Genomic DNA, 20,687 nt, shown 5'->3' on the forward strand with positions numbered 1-20,687 from the left:
GTTACGCAGACGGGCGTTGGTTACCCAACGCCCGTGAATTCATTGACCAAGCCGATGGGCGAAGCGGACTCCGCCCATCTGGGTAGGGCTTACTTCTTGTCGTCTTTCACTTCTTCGAACTCGGCGTCGACTACATCGTCGTCAGCCTTGGCAGAAGAGGAGGACTGACCGGCATCAGCACCGGCTGCACCCTGGGCCTGAGCCTGCTGCTGGGCAATTTCCATCAGCTTCTGGGACGCTTCCAGCAGAGCCTGCTGTTTGGCTTCGATAGCAGCCTTGTCGTCACCCTTGATGGCCGCTTCCAGCTCGCTCAGAGCAGCTTCGATCTTGGTCTTGTCGTCGGCAGGCAGGGCTTCACCGGCTTCGGTGATCTGCTTGCGTACGGAGTGGACCAGACCATCAGCCTGGTTGCGAGCCTGTACCAGCTCTTCAAACTTCTTGTCCTCGGCCGCGTTGGCTTCGGCTTCGCGTACCATGCGCTCGATCTCGTCATCAGACAGACCAGAGGAGGCCTGGATGGTGATCTTCTGCTCTTTGTTGGTCTCTTTGTCTTTCGCAGAGACGTGCAGAATACCGTTGGCATCGATGTCGAAGGTCACTTCGATCTGCGGCAGACCACGCGGTGCCGGACGGATACCTTCCAGGTTGAACTGGCCCAGAGACTTGTTGTCGCTGGCGCGCTTGCGCTCACCCTGCAGCACGTGAATGGTCACGGCAGACTGGTTGTCTTCGGCAGTGGAGAACACCTGGGACTTCTTGGTCGGAATGGTGGTGTTCTTCTCGATCAGCGCAGTCATCACGCTACCCATGGTTTCGATACCCAGGGAGAGCGGGGTAACGTCCAGCAGCAGTACGTCGGTCTTGTCACCGGACAGTACGGCGCCCTGGATGGCAGCACCCATGGCCACGGCTTCGTCCGGGTTGACGTCTTTACGCGGCTCTTTGCCAAAGAACTCGGCAACGGTCTTCTGAACCAGCGGCATACGGGTCTGACCACCGACCAGAATCACGTCGTCGATCTCGCCAACTGCCAGACCGGAGTCTTTCAGGGCGACACGAACCGGCTCCAGAGAGTCTTTCACCATGTCTTCTACCAGGGATTCCAGCTTGGCGCGGGTCACCTTGATGTTCATGTGCTTCGGACCGGTGGCATCTGCAGTGATGTACGGCAGGTTGACGTCGGTCTGCTGGGCAGAAGAGAGCTCGATTTTGGCTTTCTCGGCGGCATCTTTCAGACGCTGCAGAGCCAGCTGGTCGTTGCGCAGGTCGATGCCCTGCTCACGCTTGAACTCGTCTACCAGATAGTTGATGACGCGGTTGTCGAAGTCTTCACCACCCAGGTGGGTGTTACCGTTGGTCGCCAGAACTTCGAAGGTGGTTTCGCCTTCCACTTCATCGATCTCGATGATGGAGATATCGAAAGTACCGCCACCCAAGTCATATACGGCAACCTTGCGCTCGCCCTTGACCTTGTTCACGCCGTAAGCGAATGCAGCAGCAGTCGGTTCGTTGATGATGCGTTTTACATCCAGACCGGCGATGCGACCGGCATCCTTGGTAGCCTGACGCTGGGCGTCGTTGAAGTAGGCCGGAACAGTGATAACGGCTTCGGTTACCGGCTCGCCCAGGTAGTCTTCGGCGGTCTTCTTCATCTTCTTCAGCACTTCGGCAGAGATCTGCGGCGGTGCCATTTTCTTGCCCTTCACTTCAACCCAGGCGTCGCCGTTGTCAGCTTTGGCGATGGCGTACGGCATGATTTTCAGGTCACGCTGCACTTCTTCATCTTCAAAACGACGACCGATCAGACGCTTGATGGCGAACAGGGTGTTTTTCGGGTTGGTGATGGCCTGACGCTTGGCCGGCTGACCAACCAGGATCTCGCCATCATCGGCATAGGCAATGATGGACGGAGTAGTACGATCGCCTTCTGCGTTCTCGATCACGCGAGCAGTGTCGCCATCCAGAATAGCGACGCAGGAGTTGGTAGTACCCAGGTCAATACCGATGATTTTACCCATTTGACGAATCTCCAAATACTTTGAATAAACTGGCGAGGAACTCGCCTTAATGCGTTAACGGCTAGGTGGGGGCTGCCAATCTGGCTTTCAAGCTCCCGGCATCAAATTTTTTGTGCCGCCGCGGCCTTGCTACCTATATGGGGTCGCCAGACGCAGCTTCAAGCCCCACCCCTAAAAAACCACACCCTTTGTCATGGTTGCGCGGTCACATTGAGCCGTAAAACCGGGCAAGATGAGCAGGGGCTGCACTGCGAAACAAAAAGCCCGCCACAGGGCGGGCTCGGGCACCCACAGCCAATCAGTCGACCGCTTTGGCGATCATCACCATGGCCGGACGGATCACCCGACCGTTGAGGTCATAGCCCTTCTGCATTACGGCGATGACAGTGTTCGGGGCCACATCGGCACTCGGCACCATGCTCATCGCCTGATGAGCATTGGGGTCAAACGGCTGGTTGATCGGGTCGAGCGCCACCAGACCAAACTTGGCCACGCCGCTCTGCATGGATTTCAGGGTCAGCTCGACACCTTCGATCATCGGCTTGAGGGCTTCGTTCTCCTTGTCGGCCAGTTCGATGGCTCGCTCAAGGTTGTCCAGCACCGGCAGCAGTTCATTGGCGAACTTCTCCAGAGCGAATTTGTGCGCCTTCTCCACATCCAGCTCGGTACGACGACGCAGGTTCTCCATCTCGGCGGCGGTACGCAGGGCGCGTTCACGCTCTTCCGCTGCTTTTTGGATGGCGGTTTCCAGCTGCGCTTCCAGTTCGGCAATGCGGGCCTGTTCGGCTGTCACTTCACTGTCTACATCGGTCGGCTCGACTGGCTGGGCTTCCACTTGCTCCATCGCTTCAACCTTTTGCTCTTCGTGGTTCATGACATCTCCAATTCCGGGGTTACTTATGAGGGCCCTGACGTCTGGTTGAGCGACCGGACGACAACAGACCGACTATGTTGGCGCTATTATGGGGATGCATCCCCGGCTTTCAAGGGGTAAAGGGCAATCTGGGTTGCTGAATAGCCGCAACCGTCGGTTTATCCGGGTTACCGCTCACCGTTTAACCAGTAGCCTCAAGGGGATAGCCAGCCCCATCACACGGGAGAGCGTCACAAGCGGAGCAAAGCACTGTATACTGGCCCGCAATACCCATCCCAGATCTGACTGACTATGGATTCTCCGTTCAAAACCATCGCCCTGATTGGCAAACCCCACCATGAGGGGGCCAACCAGACGCTGACCGGCCTGCATCAATACCTGACCGCCCGCGGCTTTCGGGTACTGGTGGAGAGCCGGGTCGCCCAGACCCTGAGCATCCTCGATGAAAACGTGATGGATCTGGTGCAACTGGGCCAGCAGGCCGATCTCGCCATCGTGGTCGGCGGTGACGGCAACATGCTGGGGGCGGCACGGGTGCTGTCGCGTTTCGATGTGGCGGTGATCGGGGTGAACCGGGGCAACCTCGGTTTTCTGACCGACCTCTCGCCGCAGGATTATCTGCTGCCGCTGGAGCAGGTGCTCTCCGGTCACTACAAGAGCGAACACCGCTTCCTGCTGGAAGCCTCGGTCTATCGCCACGGCGAGCGCAAGTCGAGCAATCTGGCGGTGAATGAAGCAGTGCTGCACCCGGGCAAGATCGCCCATATGATCGAGTTCGAGGTCTATATCGATGGCAGCTTTATGTATAGCCAGCGCTCGGACGGCATCATAGTGGCCACCCCGACCGGCTCGACCGCCTACTCCTTGTCGGCAGGTGGCGCCATCCTCACCCCCAAGCTCAACGCCATCACGCTGGTGCCCATGTTCCCGCATACCCTCAGCAGTCGCCCCATCGTGCTCGATGCCGACAGCGAAGTGCGGCTGCTGGTCTCGCCGGACAATCAGGACGATGCCATGCAGGTGAGCTGTGACGGCCAGGTGACGCTGGCGGTCCACCCGGGGGATGAGATCCTCATCAAGAAGAGCCACCACCAGCTTCATCTGGTGCATCCCCTCGACTACAGCTACTTCCACGTGCTGCGCAACAAGCTCGGCTGGGGCAGCAAGCTGTTTTAATCGGCGCTGACCGACAACGGCATTGCCAGAGAAGGGCGCCTGAATTGGCGTCCTTCTCTTTTCTTTCGTAGCAACGTCCCCTGCACTCTCATATCCGTACCGCGCGTCAATGGTCCGTACCGCATTCTTATAGCCATAGCGCACTGGCGCGGCTTTCCTTTGTTAAAAATGACGGAGCCCTCTTTACTGTATATAAGACCAGTATATACTGGATACATACACAGTAATGTTGACCTATACAGGATGAGACCATGCTGACCCAGCTGACCGTCAACAACTTCGCCATCGTCAAGTTTCTCGAACTCGATCTGCAACCGGGCATGACCTGCATCACAGGTGAGACCGGCGCCGGTAAATCCATCGCCATCGATGCTCTCGGTCTCTGCCTTGGAGAGCGGGCCGAAGCCGGCATGGTACGACCCGATAGCGACAAAAGCGAGGTCAGCGCCCGCTTCCTGCTGGACAACAACCCGGCCGCCCGCGCCTGGCTCGCCACCAACGAGCTGGAAAACGAAGGTGAGTGTATCGTCCGGCGAGTCATCTCCGCCGAGGGCCGCTCACGCAGCTATATCAACGGCGTGCCCGTCCCCCTCACCCAGCTCAAGAATCTGGGCCAGCTGCTGGTCAACGTGCACGGTCAACATGCCCACCAGATGCTGCTCAAACCCGACTACCAGCTCGCTCTGCTCGACGGTTATGCAGGTCACCATCTGCTGCTCGACGAGGTGCGCCAGCACTATCAGCAGTGGCGCCAACTGCAAAACGAGCTGAACCGCCTCAAAGCCGAGCAGCAGCAGCGGGAGGCCCGTCGCCAACTGATCGAGTATCAGGTGCAGGAGCTGGACGAATTCGCCCTGCAGCCGGGGGAGTTTGAAGAGATAGAGGAGGAGCACCAGCGTCTCGCCAACGGCACAGAACTGATGCAAGAGTGTGGGGCTTGCCTCGACCTGCTCTATGACAACGAAGAGACCACTATCGCAGGGCTGCTGCAATCGGCCGTCGATCGGGCCGAGGGGCTGGTCAGCATGGACAGCCGCCTCACCCCGGTACTGGAGATGCTGAACGAAGCGCTGATCGGGGTGCAGGAGAGTCACAGCGAACTGCGCAGCTACCTCGATCGGCTGGAGCTGGATCCCGAGCGTTTCAACGAGCTGGAGGCCCGCCTCTCCAAGGCGATCAATCTGGCCCGCAAGCACCATGTCAAACCGGCAGATCTGGCCCAACACCATCAGGAGCTTGCCTCGGATCTCGCCCGCCTCAACTCTGACGAAGAGCGGTTAGAGGGGATGGAAGATGAACTGGCCGAAGCCCGTCAGGCTTTTGTCCAGGCCGCCGAAGCCCTGAGTCAGAGCCGTCAGCGTTATGCCGAGGAGCTGGGCGCCAAGGTGACCAGCAGCATGCACGAACTGGCGATGCCCGATGGCCGTTTCGCCATCGAGGTGCGCCCCGACGCCCAGAGCAGCCTGTCACCACTGGGTATCGATCGGGTGGAATTTATGGTCACCACCAACCCGGGCCAACCGATCCAACCGCTTGGCAAGGTGGCCTCAGGCGGTGAACTGTCGCGCATCAGTCTCGCCATCGTGGTGATCAGCGCCCGCAAGGTCTCCACCCCGACCCTGATTTTCGATGAGGTGGATGTGGGGATCAGCGGCCCGACTGCCGCCGTGGTAGGTCGCCTGCTGCGCCAGCTCGGGGAGTCGACTCAGGTTATGGTGGTCACTCACTTGCCTCAGGTGGCAGGCAACGGCCACCAGCATATGGTGGTTAGCAAGCATACCGATGGCAAAACCACCGAAACCCAAATGAGAGCCCTTGATGAGGCTGCCCGTCTCAATGAATTGGCACGGCTGCTCGGTGGCGACCAGATCACCGACAACACTTTGGCCAATGCCCGCGAGCTGCTGCGTCGATGAATCAGGTGATAAAGCCGATTTGCAGCGATGGCGACTGATAGCGCTGACCGAACATGCTGACTGCGCAGGCACAGGCGAGATCTATGGCCTGCGCAGCCAGTAATAGCCAATAGCCAATAGCCAATAGCCAATAGCCAATAGCCAATAGCCAATAGCCAATAGCCAACTGTGATAACTGAACTCGCGTCAGGATTACCGACCCAGATCAATAAAATGGCGAGTTAGGCGAAGCTGGCAGCAACATGGGCGTGGATCCGGTTGCCTTCATGTGGCGGATTTCGCATAGTGTTGCCCCCCTTTATGGGTATCCAATTGTGAGGCTTTGTCTATGATCCACGTTTTTGGTCACAAGAATCCTGATAGCGACAGTATCTGCAGTGCGCTGGTTATCACCGACTGGCTCAATGGCCAGGGCCGTCAGGCCACCCCATGGCGTCTGGGTGACCTGCGCACCGAAACCCGTTTTATTCTGGAGCAGGCTGGCGTCAGCGAACCCAAGTTGCTGACCAAAGATCTGACCGGTGAAGATGTCTGGCTGGTGGATTTCAGTGATCTGGAACAGGGCCCTGCCACACTGGCACAGGCCAATGTACTGGGTCTGGTGGATCACCACCGTCTCGGCACTCTGGTCACCCAGTCTCCGCTGGATGCCTGGATCCGGGCCGTCGGCTGCACCTGCACCATCGCCTTCGATCTGCTGAGCCAGCAAGGCACTGTGACCCGCAGCCAGGCTCGCCTGATGCTGGGCGCCATCATGAGCGACACCCTCTGTCTCACCTCGCCGACCACCACCGAGCAGGACAAGATCGCCTGTGAGCGTCTGGCACCGCTGGCCGAAGTATCGCTGACCGAATTCGGCCAACAGCTGCTGATGGCGAAAACCGACCTGAGCGGCCTGACCCCAGCTCAACTGCTGCAGCAGGATGAGAAAGCGTTCCAGGCGGAAGGTTGCAGTTTCATCATGAGCCAGATCGAAGTGGGCAGCGAGCAACAGCTGGCCGAGCACCTGCCAGCCCTGCAGCAGGAGATGGCCCAGCGCGTGGCGAGCGAAGGGCTCGACTTCTTCGTGCTGATGGTGACTGACCTGACTGCGGCTGCCAGCCGTATCTACTTTACCGAGCACGCCAAAGTACCGGCAGAGTCCAGCTACCACCCGGGCTTTGTCAGCCGCAAGAAGCAGGGTCTGCCCTGGGTGATGGATCTGCTGGCCAAGGCCTGATCTTCCCTCGCCATCACCTATTCCAAAGCCCTGCCTCTGCGCAGGGCTTTTTCATCGCCACCGCCAGCCGCACTCCCCCCCCTCTTGCTGATCATGTTGCTCACGACTGCGGCCTCTCGCTTACTCCTTTCTCGGCTTATTGACAGTTAACGCCATAACTTTGCTTACATATTTGCGGCTGTTATTTATCAGGGCTTTGCTGCAGGATAATCGCCGCGCACAACCTTTCCGTTTCCATTCAGGTGATCGATGAACATAACCCCCAAGCAGAGAACCCTGGCCATCACCATGTTGATCGCCGTGGTGCTCCTCGGCTGGCTGCTCTGGCCCAGTCAACCCCCCAAGGCGATGCTGACCGCTCAGGTGACCCGCGAGGATATTGCCCAGACCGTTCTGGCCAGTGGCGTGCTGCAGGCCGTGGAGCAGGTGGATGTGGGGGCACAAGTCTCCGGTCAGGTTACCAAGCTGGCCGTCGAGGCCGGTGATCAGGTCAAGCAGGGAGACCTGCTGGCCGAGATCGATCCCCTGATTGCCCAGAACAACCTCAAGACGGCCGAGGCGGAACTTGCCAGCAACCGCGCCCAGCTCAAGATCAAGCAGGCACAACTCAAACAGAACGAGCTCGCCTGGCGGCGCCAGCAGCAGATGTTCAAGCAGGAGGCGAGCTCACGGGCCGATCTGGAGAGTGCCGAGGCACTGCTGGCGGTCACCCGCGCCGAACTGCAAAACAGCCAGGCCAATATCGACAACGCCCTGATCAAAGTTGATCGGGCCAAGACCGAGTTGGGCTACACCAAGATCCTGGCGCCGATGGATGGCACCGTCATCAGCATTGTGACCCGTCAGGGCCAGACCCTGGCTGCCAGCCAGACGGTGCCGACCGTGCTCAAGCTGGCCAACCTCGAGACTATGACGGTCAAGGCGCAGATCTCCGAAGCCGATGTCACCAAGGTCAAAGCCGGCATGCCAGTCTACTTCACCCTCATTGGCGATCCGGATACCCGCTATCAGGGTACGCTTCGCGCCGTGGAGTTAGCGCCTACCAACATCAATGATCAGGCCACCACAGGCACCACCACCAATAATGCGGCCGTTTACTACTACGCCCTGTTCGATGTGCCCAATCCCGATCATACCCTGCGAGTGGCAATGACCACCCAGGTGACCATAGTGCTCGGCGAGCGCAAGCAGGTGCTCACTGTGCCGCAAACCGCCCTCGGCAAGTCGCTGGGTGACAACGAGTATGAAGTCACCGTGATCAAGGACGATGAGACAACCGAAACCCGCCATATCAAGACCGGTATGAAGGATGAGATCCGCATTGAGGTGATCAGCGGGCTGAGCGAGAAGGAGGAGGTGCAGCTCAATCACGGAGCCCCCGCCGACAATGATGAGATGGCGGTGATGCTATGAGTGAGCCCCTGAACCAGCTGCCGTTGATCCAGCTGAAAGGGGTCGAGCGACGCTACCAGAGCGGCGACAGCGAAGTCACCGTGCTCCACCCTCTTGATCTCACCATCACGGCAGGAGAGATGATCGCCATTGTCGGCGCGTCCGGCTCCGGCAAGTCGACCCTGATGAACCTGCTGGGTTGTCTCGATAGCCCGAGCAGCGGCCAGTATCTGTTTCGCGGTCAGGACACCGCGACCATGGATGCGTTGGCGCTGGCCCGGCTGCGCTGCCACCACTTCGGTTTTATCTTTCAGCGCTACCACCTGCTGCCCCATCTCGATGCCGCCGCCAACGTGGAGATCCCGGCCGTCTATGCCGGTACCAGCCGCCCGGATCGCCAGGCGCGCGCGCGTCAGCTGCTGGACAGACTGGGGCTGGCCGATCGCAGCCACCATACCCCGGGCCAGCTCTCCGGTGGTCAGCAGCAGCGGGTCAGTATCGCCCGGGCGCTGGCCAATGGCGGCGAAGTAATCCTCGCCGATGAACCGACCGGCGCACTGGATAGCCAGAGCGGCAAGGAGGTGATGGCGATCCTCAAGGAGCTGCACGCTCAGGGCCACACCATCATTCTGGTCACCCACGATATGAACGTGGCCAGCCATGCCGACCGGATCATCACTCTCAAAGATGGTCGGATTGAACAAGATAGCGGCCCCAGCCAAACGGCCGTGTTGGCTCCAGCCACCGCCACAACCCATCAAAAAATAGTGCCCACTAAAGGCGCCATGGGTCACGACTGGGATCGCTATCGGGAAGCGGGACGGATGGCGATGCATGCCATGCTCGCCCACCGGATGCGCACCTTCCTCACCATGCTCGGCATCATCATCGGCATCGCCGCCGTGGTGAGCGTGGTCGCTCTTGGTCAGGGGGCGCGCGCCAAGGTGATCGACCAGATCAATGCGATGGGCACCAACACCATCGAAATCTTCCCGGGCAAGGGATGGGGCGATGAGAAGATGGCCAGCATCCAGACCCTCAACAAGGGGGATCTCGATGCTCTGCTGGGACAACCCTATCTTGCGGGCGCCAGCCCCGAGATCGGCAGCTCAGGGCAGTTGCGCTATCGCAACAAGACCAACAGCGGCAATGTGACCGGGGTCGGTAACGACTATTTCAAGGTAAAGGGGATGACGCTGGTCAGTGGTCGCTTACTGGAGTGGCAAGATATCCAGCAGCGTGCCGCCGTTGCCGTAGTTGACAAGAAGAGCATCACCAGCCTGCTTGGCAAAGAAGAACCGGTCGGCAAGGTGGTACTGGTCGGCACCTTGCCGGTGAGGATTGTCGGTGTGGTTTCGCAGGAGACCGGCTTCGGCCCCACCAGCCAGTCGGTCAATATCTGGCTGCCCTACAGCGCGGTGATGAGTCGTCTCATCTCGCAGCACCACTTCAGCCAGATCACCATCCGGGTCAAAGACGGGGTACAACCGGCACTGGCCGAGCAGGCGGTGATCGAGCTGATCACCAAGCGCCACGGGGTGAAGGATTTCTTCACCTTCAGCAGCGACAGCATCATCAAATCGGTGGAGAAAACCACCGCTACCATGACCCTGATGGTCTCGGCCATCGCAGTGATCTCGCTGATCGTCGGTGGGGTGGGCGTGATGAACATCATGCTGGTGTCGGTGGTGGAGCGCACCCGCGAGATCGGCATTCGCATGGCAGTAGGCGCCCGCCAGTCGGATATTTTGCAGCAGTTCCTGATTGAAGCCGTGATGGTGAGCCTGCTGGGGGGGATCTTCGGCGTCGGCCTCTCGCTCGGTATTGGCGCGCTCTTTTCACTGCTGGTGGACTCCATCAAGATGCAGTTCTCGCTCTTCTCCATCCTGATGGCCTTTGGCTGCTCGTCACTCATCGGGATCCTGTTTGGTTACCTGCCGGCACGCAATGCGGCGCGGCTCGACCCTGTTGTCGCACTGGCGAGGGAATAACAATGCACAAACTCTCCTGGCTGGCTCTCTGCATGGCTCTCAGCGGCTGCAGTCAGCACAGCACCTATCAAAGACCCGAACTGGCGATCGCCCCCACATGGCAACAGGCAGAGGGCTCCCAACTGGCTACGCAGGCAGGCCCCTGGTGGCGGGAATTTCATGATCCCCAACTCGACAAATTGGTCGAGGCGGTACTGGCCGCCAACCCGGACATGCATGTGGCGGCCCTCAAGCTCAAAAGCGCCAGACTGGGCGCCGAGCAGGCCGATACCAACCTCACCCCCTCGGTCAATGGCACTATCGCAGCCAGTGGCAACAAGGATCTGAAAACCGGCAAAGACACCAACAGTCTGGGTCCCTCGCTGAGCCTCAGTTACGAAGTGGATTTGTGGGGCAAGCTTGCCTCGGTGCGGGATCAGGCAAGCTGGGAGGCGGCGGCAAGCGAGCAGGATCTGGCCAGCACCCGACTGCTGCTGATCGGCAATACCCTGGAGCAGTATTGGCAGCTCGGCTATCTCGGCTCTGCCATCACCCTTGGGGAACAGCAGCTGGCCAACCTGTCCCGAACCGAGCAGCTGACCCAGACCAAATACCAGGCTGGCGCCATTACTCGGCTCGATCTGGCGCAGGCACGCCAACTGTTGGCAGGAAAACAGGCTGAGCTGGCTTCCCTCAAAGCGCAGCAGGAGCAGGCTCGCAATGCCCTGCGTCTGTTGCTGGGCCGCAGCAGCGGGCCGCTGGAGTATGCACCCGCTTCCCTTTCAACCCAGACCATTCCAGAACTTGCGGTGGGTATTCCGGACGATGTACTGGCTCGCCGCCCCGATGTCAAAGCGGCCGAATTGCGGCTGCGCAAGACGCTGGCAAAAGGGGACGAGATCCGCACCAGCTTCTACCCCAGTCTGACCCTAACCGGCAGTGCCAGCACCGCATCTGATAGATTGGCGCAGGTGCTGCAAAATCCGGTTGGTACGCTGGGAGCCAGCCTCGCCCTTCCCTTCCTTGAATACAACCGCACCCAGCTTGCCATCGAAAGCTCAGAGCTGGATTACCAGATCGCTGAAACCGAGTTTCGCAAACAGCTCTACACCGCACTGGTGGAGGTGGAAGACAATCTGGCCGCCCGCCACTATGGCCAGCAGCGACTCGATTATCTGCAGGAGCAGCTGAGTTATGCCCGGGAGGCCGAACGACTGGCCAAGGCTCGCTTCCAGGCGGGTGCGACCGGCGTGCAAGCTTGGCTTGATGAGCAGAACCGACTGTGGGATGCCCAGCAGAGCCTGCTGGCACAGCAAAAAGAGCAGCTCACCACCACAGCCAAAATCTATCGCGCCCTGGGTGGCAGCGATAGCGTGACGCCCCGATAGCGCTTCACCTGGCTATCCCCCACTCTGCCTACAGAGTGGGGAATATCATCGCCATAGACCATACAGAATTTCCTCTCCCACACTGCAGCCGAACTTCATTGCCCATTATCAGGGGCAGTCATGGCAGCGCAGCCAATTACATGCATCGGCGACCCTGAATATACCGGCCATACCTTGCGGCTCTCTCTATACCTAACGCCCCCTGACCGGAGATAACGATTACCGGATATTTCATCTGCAGAGGGCTTTCTCTCTTGCCGAACGACGCACCGTGAATCGTGAGAAACATATCCGAAGCTCGTATCAGCACAACGCATACAAATAGCGATATCGCGTTGGTGAGCCACAGGACAAAATTAATCGTAAACAACGAATGATATTGAGTAAAGGAACTGCGGGTAAGGCGAGAGAGAAAGGATACAAACGAGGAATGCAGATAACAATGAGGTGGAAATACTGGTTGGATAACCACGAGTAAAACGGCAAAAATAATGCCGCCCGAGGGCGGCATTATTCAATCTCTGAACCTGACGAATTAGATCAGGAAATCGTTCAGGTCTTTACCCAGTGCTACTTGAGCAGCAATGGCTTTCGGCATACGGCCTTGACCGGTCCAGGTTTTTTCCTGGCCATCTTCTTCGTACTTGTATTTAGCCGGACGCGGAGCACGCTTGCTCTTGGCTGCGCCAGTCGCAGCAGCCGGAGCAGCGGCAGTCGCCAACAGCTCGCGAGGATCAATACCAGCCTGCTGCAGCATTTCGGTGAATTCATTCAGCTTGCGCTGACGCTCTTCCTGTTCAGCACGCTCCTGTTCCACAGAATCGGCGCGCTCTTGGTAAACCAGGTCAAACTTCTCTTTAGCTTCCAGCAGTTGCTCAAACGGCAGCTCACGAACAGCCGCACGCAGACTGCGAATGTTCAGCAGAACTTTCAGAAACTCGTTCATTATTTCCTCACAAAAAGTCGGTCACAGGGATTACCGTGTCAGAATAGCATGGACAATTGATAACAACATACCGTTTTCTGTATTTACACTCCTTTTTTTTTATTTTTCACTCACCATACTCTCTTGACGCGAAGCGTGATAACAAATCAATGCTCAGTTGTGATTGCTATACAATCTGACAGATGATGATCTCAGATATTACAGGGCTCATTAATATCCCACTACATGCAGTCAGAAGATTCTCTTTATAGTGACACCCGATATGCCCTCCCCCCCGCCCAGTTACCCATCAAGCAAGGTGAAATAAAAAAGCCACAAAGCAATTCCTCAGCAACGACGACTTAAAAGGTCATAATTTTTATCCATAAAAATCATGAACTTACAACATCAACCTATATATCTAAAGACAAATAAACAATCTGTTTTTTAACATAACCGATCTTACCCGGTTGTTAAATTACGCTAATTTGCGCGAGCATTACTTTGTGCCGATTGATCAACACCACTGATCACCGGTATAGCTACAGAGCCACTCAGCAGAGGTTCCGCAGGATAGAGTCTGAGCGCTTCCAGACGCATCGCATCGGCTGCCTCTTTGCGACCCAGAGCGTTAAGTGCTGTCACCATATTGGCGTATATATTAGCTCGTGGTGTATGAAGTACGAAGGCCTGCCCCCACTCCAGATAAGCTTCCAGTTCATCCTTGTTGTTTGTCTGCAAACCGACCATCAGACGAACCGAGTTCACATCAAATTCAACTCGTGTCAGCCATGCCATAGGATTGATAATCTCCAGCAAGAGCGTCGGCTCCTTATAACCTCCCCGCTCGTATTTGGTGACGACCCAGGCAGTATGAAGGGCTGTCAACATAAATGGGACAACCAATAGAGGGATAGCTATTGCCATAAATCGGAGCAACAACCAGGGGCGATACTCAATGTCCAACCACGATGGGCTACCGCAACTCACGAAACGGGTTTCTTCAATCTCGGTGTCAACGACATAGATCAGCGTCAGCAACAACCACCACAACACGATTGCATGGTAAAGGGGATATTCCGTCTGAGTATGGAGCAATATCGGTGTCACCAGGGCAAGCAGTGCCATGGCATTTACCCAACGCACCTTCGTCAGGCGCCACAATAATGCGCACCCCATAATCACCATACCAACCATGGGAGCCACCCCTCCCTCAACAGCCCAATAAAGGAATTCGTTGTGGGGATGGTCAAGATTGTACTCAATCTGCACCATAGATGGATTCAGCGCCTTATCAGCCATGTAGTGATGGAGAAAAACAGATTCAAAACTGCCGTATCCCCAACCACTCCATGGTGCTTCGGCAATCAGCTTGGCTGCATAAGGCCAATAAATAGATCGCATACCACCAGATTGATAAATCTCCAACCCGCGCTTTGCGCCTGCCATCCAGTACTGTGATAGCAGGCCAAGGGCCACCGCAAAAATAACCAGCGCCAACATACGCCATAGCAATCGATGGCGATGGAGTTGCGGTATCAATAAAAACAGAGCTAGCAGACCGCCAAGTTGACCCACTCGGGATTGCAAAACAACCAGCAACAGTGTTGCTGATAGAATGACGCCATAGCGCAGAGCCATCAGCAAACGACCACCCTCTCGGCGTAATTCCAGCCAAATAGCAAGGGCAAGACCAGTTGCCATAAAGGTTGCCATCACGTTTGGCTGTTGAAAGATCCCGTAAGGACGATTGGTTTTAGTGTCGTAGCCAATCCAGTTACCGGGTGTCAACAGATAGAACTGTATCAGACCGAGTAAAGCCTCCATCGCGATCGCTATCAGGACGATATAGAGCAAGCGATCACGCTGCAACCGATTGAAGCGCCATTGATAGAGCCCGAATAAAAACAGCAGACCAGCAAAAAGCCCCAATAATCTGGGAATGGCATAATCCCTGAGTGCAAAACCTGGATAGAACATCGGCAGCAGTAGCAAGAGTGCCCCTATCCATAAGCCCGCTTGTAATGGAGAAAAGAGCAGACGCTGGCGTAACGTCACTTGCCACAATCCTAATCCAATAGCCAGCGAGGCAAACACCCATCCCCATGCGTTAAAGGGCAGATATAGCCCTGCTCCTCCCGGGTTGTGCATAAAAAAATGCACTCCAAGTAACCAGTATAATGAAGATAAAATCCAATACAAGCTGCTCATATATTATTTCCGTATACTCAACGAGCCCCAAACCCTGTCAGCATTGTTTTAATAGTTTTGATTACTATTAATAGATCAAGCCAAAGCGAAAAATTTCTAATATAATAAAAATCATATTCTAATTTTATACGAGTACTATCTGTATCAGCTGAGTAGCCATGCATCACCTGAGCCCATCCACTTATACCAGGACGAACCATATGACGATACATATAGAATGGTAATTCAGACTCAAACCTCTCCACAAAAAAACGCTGTTCAGGCCGTGGACCAATCAAGCTCATATCCCCTTTAAGAACATTAAAGAATTGCGGGAGCTCATCAATTCTATATTTACGAATAAAATTACCAACACGAGTAATCCGTTTGTCAACCTCCTGAGCAAAATATGCATTGTCTGATGATGAACTGTCATGCATACTACGAAATTTATATATTACAAAATCTTTATTACCCAGCCCAACTCTCTTTTGCTTAAAGAAAACAGGGCCAGGGCTTTCCAGCTTTATTAATATTGCTGTTATAAGTAACACCGGCATAAAAAAGGGGAGTGCCATTATAACAACCAAAAGATCAGCTAGTCTTTTTAAAAAGAAATAAAACAACGAGGGAATAGCGGAACCCAAGTCATTTTCATATAATTGCTCAACGCTCACTCGGCCTGTTAATGATGCATATATAGTTTTGCTGTGATAGATTGGTATCCCTAACAAAACGAAATCAGTTAATAACCTTTGCCATTCACTCGTCAAATCAGACGAGTGAAAGTCAGCAACTACGGCATTACCACAAAACAGAGAGAAATCTGGTTTGTGAAGAATATTCCATTCAACAGCAGTCAAGGCACACAGTTTCTGATAATTACCAACCGGGATGATAGAATACTTAACCTTGCCAGATCGTGCCCCTAAGTAATAAATAAGCCAGCAAGATACTAAAACCAATATATACGAGCTTATAATTACTGGCCTACTATACTCAAGACGAAACAGCAGCAACACACCAAATAATATTCCATACACAGCGGTTACTGTTGGAATCATATAAGATAAAGCATTAACTCCAGGATAGCAAAGCACTCGACTCAGGAAAAAACCAGCAGTAATACATGTTATAAAGATTCCTAAAAGTGAATTTATTTTTACATCATCAAGGAAATTCCAAAAGTCCTCGCCCCAAAACAAAAATGCAGGTAATAATGTTGATACCAAGGATGTAAAAAAGAACATTATTGTATAATTAAACCGTACAAGGTCATACCAACGACCACCATATGGATAATAGCTATTATTTATCATGAAAAACTCATTTAGTTATCAACCACAGGGCTGAGCGCCATCGATATGCTGAGCCAATATGTCAAAATATATGCCAATGATTTTTTTCTCATCGAATCTGGCACTAACTAATTGCCTCCCAGCATTACCCATCAAGGTTCTTTGAGCTGTAGTCATTCGTATGAATGTCATCATCGCATCAGCCAATGATGAAACATTTCTAGCTTGACAGAGTAACCCGGTTTTCTCATGTAGCAGTACATCTCTACATCCAGGAACATCGGTAACAATAATTGGCTTTGCCATTGCAGCAGCTTCGATCATAGTTCTTGGCAATCCTTCGCGATAAGAAGGTAACACAATACAATCACTTTCCATTATGATAGGCCTAACATCATGTGTAGTACCGAGATATTCCAGCACACCGTCATTGATCCATTCATGCAACTGTGCATATCCGATCGCTCGTGGGTTATCAGCCTGAACATCGCCTAGCAATTTAAACTTTATGTTTGGATGACGAATATGAATCTGCTTTGCGGCTGCTACATATTCTCCAATCCCCTTATCCCATAACAACCGCGCAATGAGCAAAAAACTAACCGAGTCATCTTCAGTAAATTTTTCTGAAGGATAAAAAAAACTCAAATCAACGCCCTCGCCAGGCAGTAACAGAGTCTTTCTTTCATCTACCAACTGTCTTGATACAAATTCAAGGCGATCATCTTCATTTAAGAAAATGACTAGCTTAGGATATTTAAAAGCGAATTTATAAAGCAACCTTACTACTTTGGGCACCCAACCATCATTCATAAAGGCATATCCTAACCCAGTGGTTATAGCCAAGGCAGGTGTGCGACAAAAATGTGCAGCAAAAGAACCATATATATTTGGTTTTACCGTATAATGGATAATTAAATCCGCATTAATTTTTCTATATATTCTTACGAAATCAAATATTAATTTTAGTTCAACAATTGGGTTGACTCCTTTAGGGGATAGTGCCAACGGTATAAATGAACACCCCAAATCACAGAGCGAAAAAACTGTATTATCAGGTGGAGCAACAATGGTTATGCGATATCCATGTTGTATAAGTGCAGATAATAATCCGCGGCGAAAATTCCACATTGACCACGCTGTATTGCTCACCATACAAAGATGTTTGCTCATGTGTAGTCCTGGTACAAATTTAACCAACGCAGACAGATAGTCTCTATTGAATAATGGCTAATAACCCGAATCCGAGCCTCCCTAGTCATCACCTCTCTCTCAAGCGGCGAAAGCATCATAGCCTGCTCAATCGCGGTAAATAGCTGCTGACTATTTTTAGAGGGGACAAGCAATCCAGCAGAGCCAACCACTTCCCTCACTCCACCACAATCGGTGGCAACCACTACCCGCTCAGTAGCCATAGCCTCAGCCACAACTAAACCAAACCCCTCCCAAGCTGATGACAACACAAATATATCTGCTGCACTCATCCAATCTTCAACATCATAGCGCAGCCCCAAGAAATGAACTCGCTCGCTAATCCCTTGTGCGCTAGCGATTGTGGTTAAGTATTCTTTTTCCTCACCCTCACCTATGATGACCAACTTAACATTATTGGATCTCGAAGATAACATCGCAAATGCAACAAGCAAATTTGTATAGTCCTTGGCAGCGGTCAGTCTGCCTACTGAAATTAACAATATGTTATTGTCATCAATCCCAAGCTGAGAGCGTAATTTATTTCTGACTTTGGCGTTAAAATAAAAACGCTCCGTATCAATACCATTATACATGACTTTCATTCGCCCGGCAGATACCGCACCTTGTTTAATAAAAGCCTCAACTGCTTCTTGGCTTACGTTTGTGTTAAGATCACATAACCTTTCGGTAAGCCGGTATGCCAATATCCGCCACCCTCTTCCCTCATTAACACTATGTGCAGAGCAGATAAGTTTCGGAAATGATACAAACAATCGTAATAACCGAGCAAAAATATTAGCATGCACCATATGGCTATGCACCACATCCGGTTTATATTGATTAAGTAACCTGATCGCCTGCCAGTATGCTTTGAAAACACTAAATGGAGTTTTCCTCATCTGCAGTGAAACGATGTCTGCTGCAGTCGAATGTGGGCGATTTTTAATTTCACCGGTCATCGAGATAATTAATATATGGTGGCCCAACCTAATAAATTGATCTGCCAAATCGCACACTTGTCGTTCAGCGCCCCCCATACCAAGGCCTGTGATTACCATCGCAATTTTCATGCTATCTCTTCAACCAATAGTAAAGAATACACTGGAGACTTCTGACACATGCTTTGACCTTGCCGAACAATCGAGTATCTCGGATCACCTGGTCTCGATAAAACAAACCGAAACCACATGGATTACTTCTTAGATTTTTTTTAAAATTTGAGGTGTAGCCATCAGGAAGATATTCACACAAGTATATTACTTGGTCTACATAAAAAACTATCTTACCTATATCGGCAATTTTATTCCATATATATAACTCTGGTACAAACTTTTCGCCCGGAAACTCAGGAAAAGGACACTCACGCATAACATTAGTGCGAAAAACATAAGCCAAGTCACCTTTTAATACATGCCCTGCCATGATGGGCTGCATTACTATTGACTTGCTCCATGCGGTGTCGGAGATACCAATTATGTGACCAGATAATGTTGATCTTCTAAAACACATCCCAACAAATTCCGAGCCAATACGATTCATAACATCATATAGCTTGGCAACAGCATCACCAGTTAATAAGTCATCACTATCCACAATGATAATCCAATCACCGGTCGCATGAACCACACCTTCATTTATAGCGCGATGCTTCCCTCCATTTTCTTTATAAAAATAATTGATGGAAAAGTCAGATTTAACTCTATAATCAAAAATAAGCTCGGCGGTACCATCAGTGCTACCGTCATCGATTACGAGCCATTCAAAGTCCTGCCTTGTCTGCTGACACAAACTGTCATACAACCTTGGTAAAACATATGCTCTGTTATAAGTTGGCGTCATTATTGTTATCATTGCACGACCTTACACACGCAACCTTTATATTGATGAATGAAGTATATCGACATCGTCGCAGCCATCATCAAAAAAGCATTAGTTATGTAAACGATGTAAATGTCACCGGAACGAAATACTTTTAGCAACAGCCAATAGTTGAATATGCTTATAATTAATAGAAAGAACCACTTGCACATTATCAAAAAATATTTTTTGTCACGGTATAATCGTTGCATTAAAACGCTATCCACAGCGAAAAAAGAAAGCGCAGGCAACATCATAATAGCTAATTCTGCTGCTAAGTCATAATCTTTTCCAAATATAAAATAGACAATTTCATGTAGCCATAACCAACCCATTAATTGCAAGATACATGCAACTAATAACAGCCCTAAACAGACCATATGTATTTTTTTTACTCTGCGCCCATATAACATCATTGGGGCTATAGACTGCACAACTATACCAAGTACAAGTACGCCCTGCTCTAGCATTTGACTAGCTACACCATACATGGCTAGTTGTTCATACCCTAAGTAATGCTCGATAAAAAAGCGATCAATTCTCATATAAATCAGCATCAGCATTAATGGGACCCAGAGCGCCCCACCTCGACTTAACATTACCACTGCCACTTTTTTATGCCAGTCCCAGATGCCACCTCTAAAATAAATAACACAACTCAGTGACATAGCTAAAAACATTGCTTCTATTGCCCTGCTTGAATAGATGATGAAATAAGATGAAAGTAAAAGAGCGAGGCTTACCAAAAGCACCCTTAATAATAAAATTGCAAGACGAATCGCTACAACAACACCTATATTTGTGGTGGCTTGATAGTAGTTGGCTATTACTGAAAATGGTTCATTAAAAATGAGCGCCAGTGCCAATAGCATCAGCATTAATCTTACATCTTGATCTGCGACAATAAAATTTGCGTAGACTAATGTGACAAGCAAAGCAACCAAAGCGAAAAGTAGACGGAAAACAAATACTGAAGATAGTATCTTCCAACGCAAATGAGGATGCCGAACTAATGCCGGAACAACAACTTCCGAGCCGGCAATCAATGTAACTGATGACAATAAAATGACGGCATTGAGCGAATATAGCCATTTCCCATATAATGACACACCGAGTAGATGACTAATTACCCCCTCGCAAAAAAAAACCAACCCAATGGTCACCATTTTTTCAAATAATAGAATACTAACATTAGTAATAATTGCGGCATATTCTCGATAAAATGCCACAACCAAGCCTAATCGCATCCAAGTTGCCTCATTATAGAAAC

Annotated in this window: 15 protein-coding genes; 6 read left to right on the top strand and 9 right to left on the bottom strand. The window is 52.2% G+C overall.

All coding sequences use genetic code 11. The features are described 5' to 3' along the window. Positions 1-89 precede the first annotated feature (89 nt). The gene (gene dnaK, locus I6L44_RS09670; RefSeq protein ID WP_005338034.1) at positions 90-2,018 is read right to left on the bottom strand and encodes a molecular chaperone DnaK; all 1,929 of its coding nucleotides are present in this window, start codon (positions 2,016-2,018) and stop codon (positions 90-92) included. Between the two features lie 298 nt (positions 2,019-2,316). Continuing rightward, complete coding sequence (grpE, locus tag I6L44_RS09675) at positions 2,317-2,892, bottom strand: nucleotide exchange factor GrpE (protein WP_005338036.1); 576 nt, start codon at positions 2,890-2,892, stop codon at positions 2,317-2,319. Between the two features lie 291 nt (positions 2,893-3,183). Here grpE and nadK point away from each other — a divergent pair, with 291 nt between their 5' ends. The 6 genes from nadK (at position 3,184) to I6L44_RS09705 (ending at position 11,953) form a co-directional block, all read left to right on the top strand. After that, positions 3,184-4,068, top strand: coding sequence for an NAD(+) kinase (gene nadK, locus I6L44_RS09680; protein WP_005338038.1), 885 nt, complete (start codon positions 3,184-3,186; stop codon positions 4,066-4,068). 251 nt (positions 4,069-4,319) lie between these two features. Continuing rightward, positions 4,320-5,984 carry a DNA repair protein RecN gene (gene recN / locus I6L44_RS09685; RefSeq protein WP_216954260.1) on the top strand — a complete coding sequence of 555 codons (1,665 nt, stop codon included), beginning with the start codon at positions 4,320-4,322 and terminating at the stop codon, positions 5,982-5,984. Between the two features lie 328 nt (positions 5,985-6,312). After that, positions 6,313-7,203, top strand: a complete 891-nt coding sequence (locus I6L44_RS09690; RefSeq protein WP_216954262.1) for a manganese-dependent inorganic pyrophosphatase — start codon at positions 6,313-6,315, stop codon at positions 7,201-7,203. Positions 7,204-7,452: 249 nt separating this feature from the next. After that, positions 7,453-8,616 (top strand): macrolide transporter subunit MacA, encoded by a 1,164-nt coding sequence (gene macA, locus I6L44_RS09695; protein WP_047439138.1) that lies wholly within the window; start codon positions 7,453-7,455, stop codon positions 8,614-8,616. After that, the gene (locus I6L44_RS09700) at positions 8,613-10,586 is read left to right on the top strand and encodes a MacB family efflux pump subunit (RefSeq protein WP_216954264.1); all 1,974 of its coding nucleotides are present in this window, start codon (positions 8,613-8,615) and stop codon (positions 10,584-10,586) included. The genes macA and I6L44_RS09700 overlap by 4 nt, the downstream gene beginning before the upstream one ends. A 2-nt stretch (positions 10,587-10,588) precedes the next feature. Beyond that, positions 10,589-11,953, top strand: a complete 1,365-nt coding sequence (locus tag I6L44_RS09705; RefSeq protein WP_216954266.1) for an efflux transporter outer membrane subunit — start codon at positions 10,589-10,591, stop codon at positions 11,951-11,953. A gap of 535 nt (positions 11,954-12,488) precedes the next feature. Here I6L44_RS09705 and I6L44_RS09710 read toward each other — a convergent pair. From I6L44_RS09710 to I6L44_RS09740, 7 genes are all read right to left on the bottom strand, one after another. Then, the gene (locus tag I6L44_RS09710) at positions 12,489-12,899 is read right to left on the bottom strand and encodes an H-NS family nucleoid-associated regulatory protein (RefSeq protein ID WP_216954269.1); all 411 of its coding nucleotides are present in this window, start codon (positions 12,897-12,899) and stop codon (positions 12,489-12,491) included. Between the two features lie 462 nt (positions 12,900-13,361). Next, positions 13,362-15,089 carry a PglL family O-oligosaccharyltransferase gene (locus tag I6L44_RS09715; RefSeq protein WP_216954271.1) on the bottom strand — a complete coding sequence of 576 codons (1,728 nt, stop codon included), beginning with the start codon at positions 15,087-15,089 and terminating at the stop codon, positions 13,362-13,364. A gap of 17 nt (positions 15,090-15,106) precedes the next feature. Beyond that, positions 15,107-16,387 (bottom strand): sugar transferase, encoded by a 1,281-nt coding sequence (locus I6L44_RS09720; protein ID WP_216954273.1) that lies wholly within the window; start codon positions 16,385-16,387, stop codon positions 15,107-15,109. Between the two features lie 18 nt (positions 16,388-16,405). Then, on the bottom strand, positions 16,406-17,539 hold the full coding sequence (locus I6L44_RS09725) for a glycosyltransferase family 4 protein (protein ID WP_216954275.1): 1,134 nt from the start codon (positions 17,537-17,539) through the stop codon (positions 16,406-16,408). Beyond that, the gene (locus I6L44_RS09730) at positions 17,536-18,630 is read right to left on the bottom strand and encodes a glycosyltransferase (RefSeq protein WP_254204281.1); all 1,095 of its coding nucleotides are present in this window, start codon (positions 18,628-18,630) and stop codon (positions 17,536-17,538) included. Before I6L44_RS09730 ends, I6L44_RS09725 begins: the two co-directional genes overlap by 4 nt. Before the next feature lies 1 nt (position 18,631). Further along, positions 18,632-19,399 (bottom strand): glycosyltransferase family 2 protein, encoded by a 768-nt coding sequence (locus I6L44_RS09735; RefSeq protein ID WP_254204282.1) that lies wholly within the window; start codon positions 19,397-19,399, stop codon positions 18,632-18,634. An 8-nt stretch (positions 19,400-19,407) separates the two neighbouring features. Further along, the gene (locus I6L44_RS09740) at positions 19,408-20,664 is read right to left on the bottom strand and encodes a lipopolysaccharide biosynthesis protein (protein WP_216954278.1); all 1,257 of its coding nucleotides are present in this window, start codon (positions 20,662-20,664) and stop codon (positions 19,408-19,410) included. Between the last annotated feature and the right edge of the window lie 23 nt (positions 20,665-20,687).

Source organism: Aeromonas sp. FDAARGOS 1414, assembly GCF_019047065.1.
GTDB classification, from domain to species: domain Bacteria; phylum Pseudomonadota; class Gammaproteobacteria; order Enterobacterales; family Aeromonadaceae; genus Aeromonas; species Aeromonas veronii_A.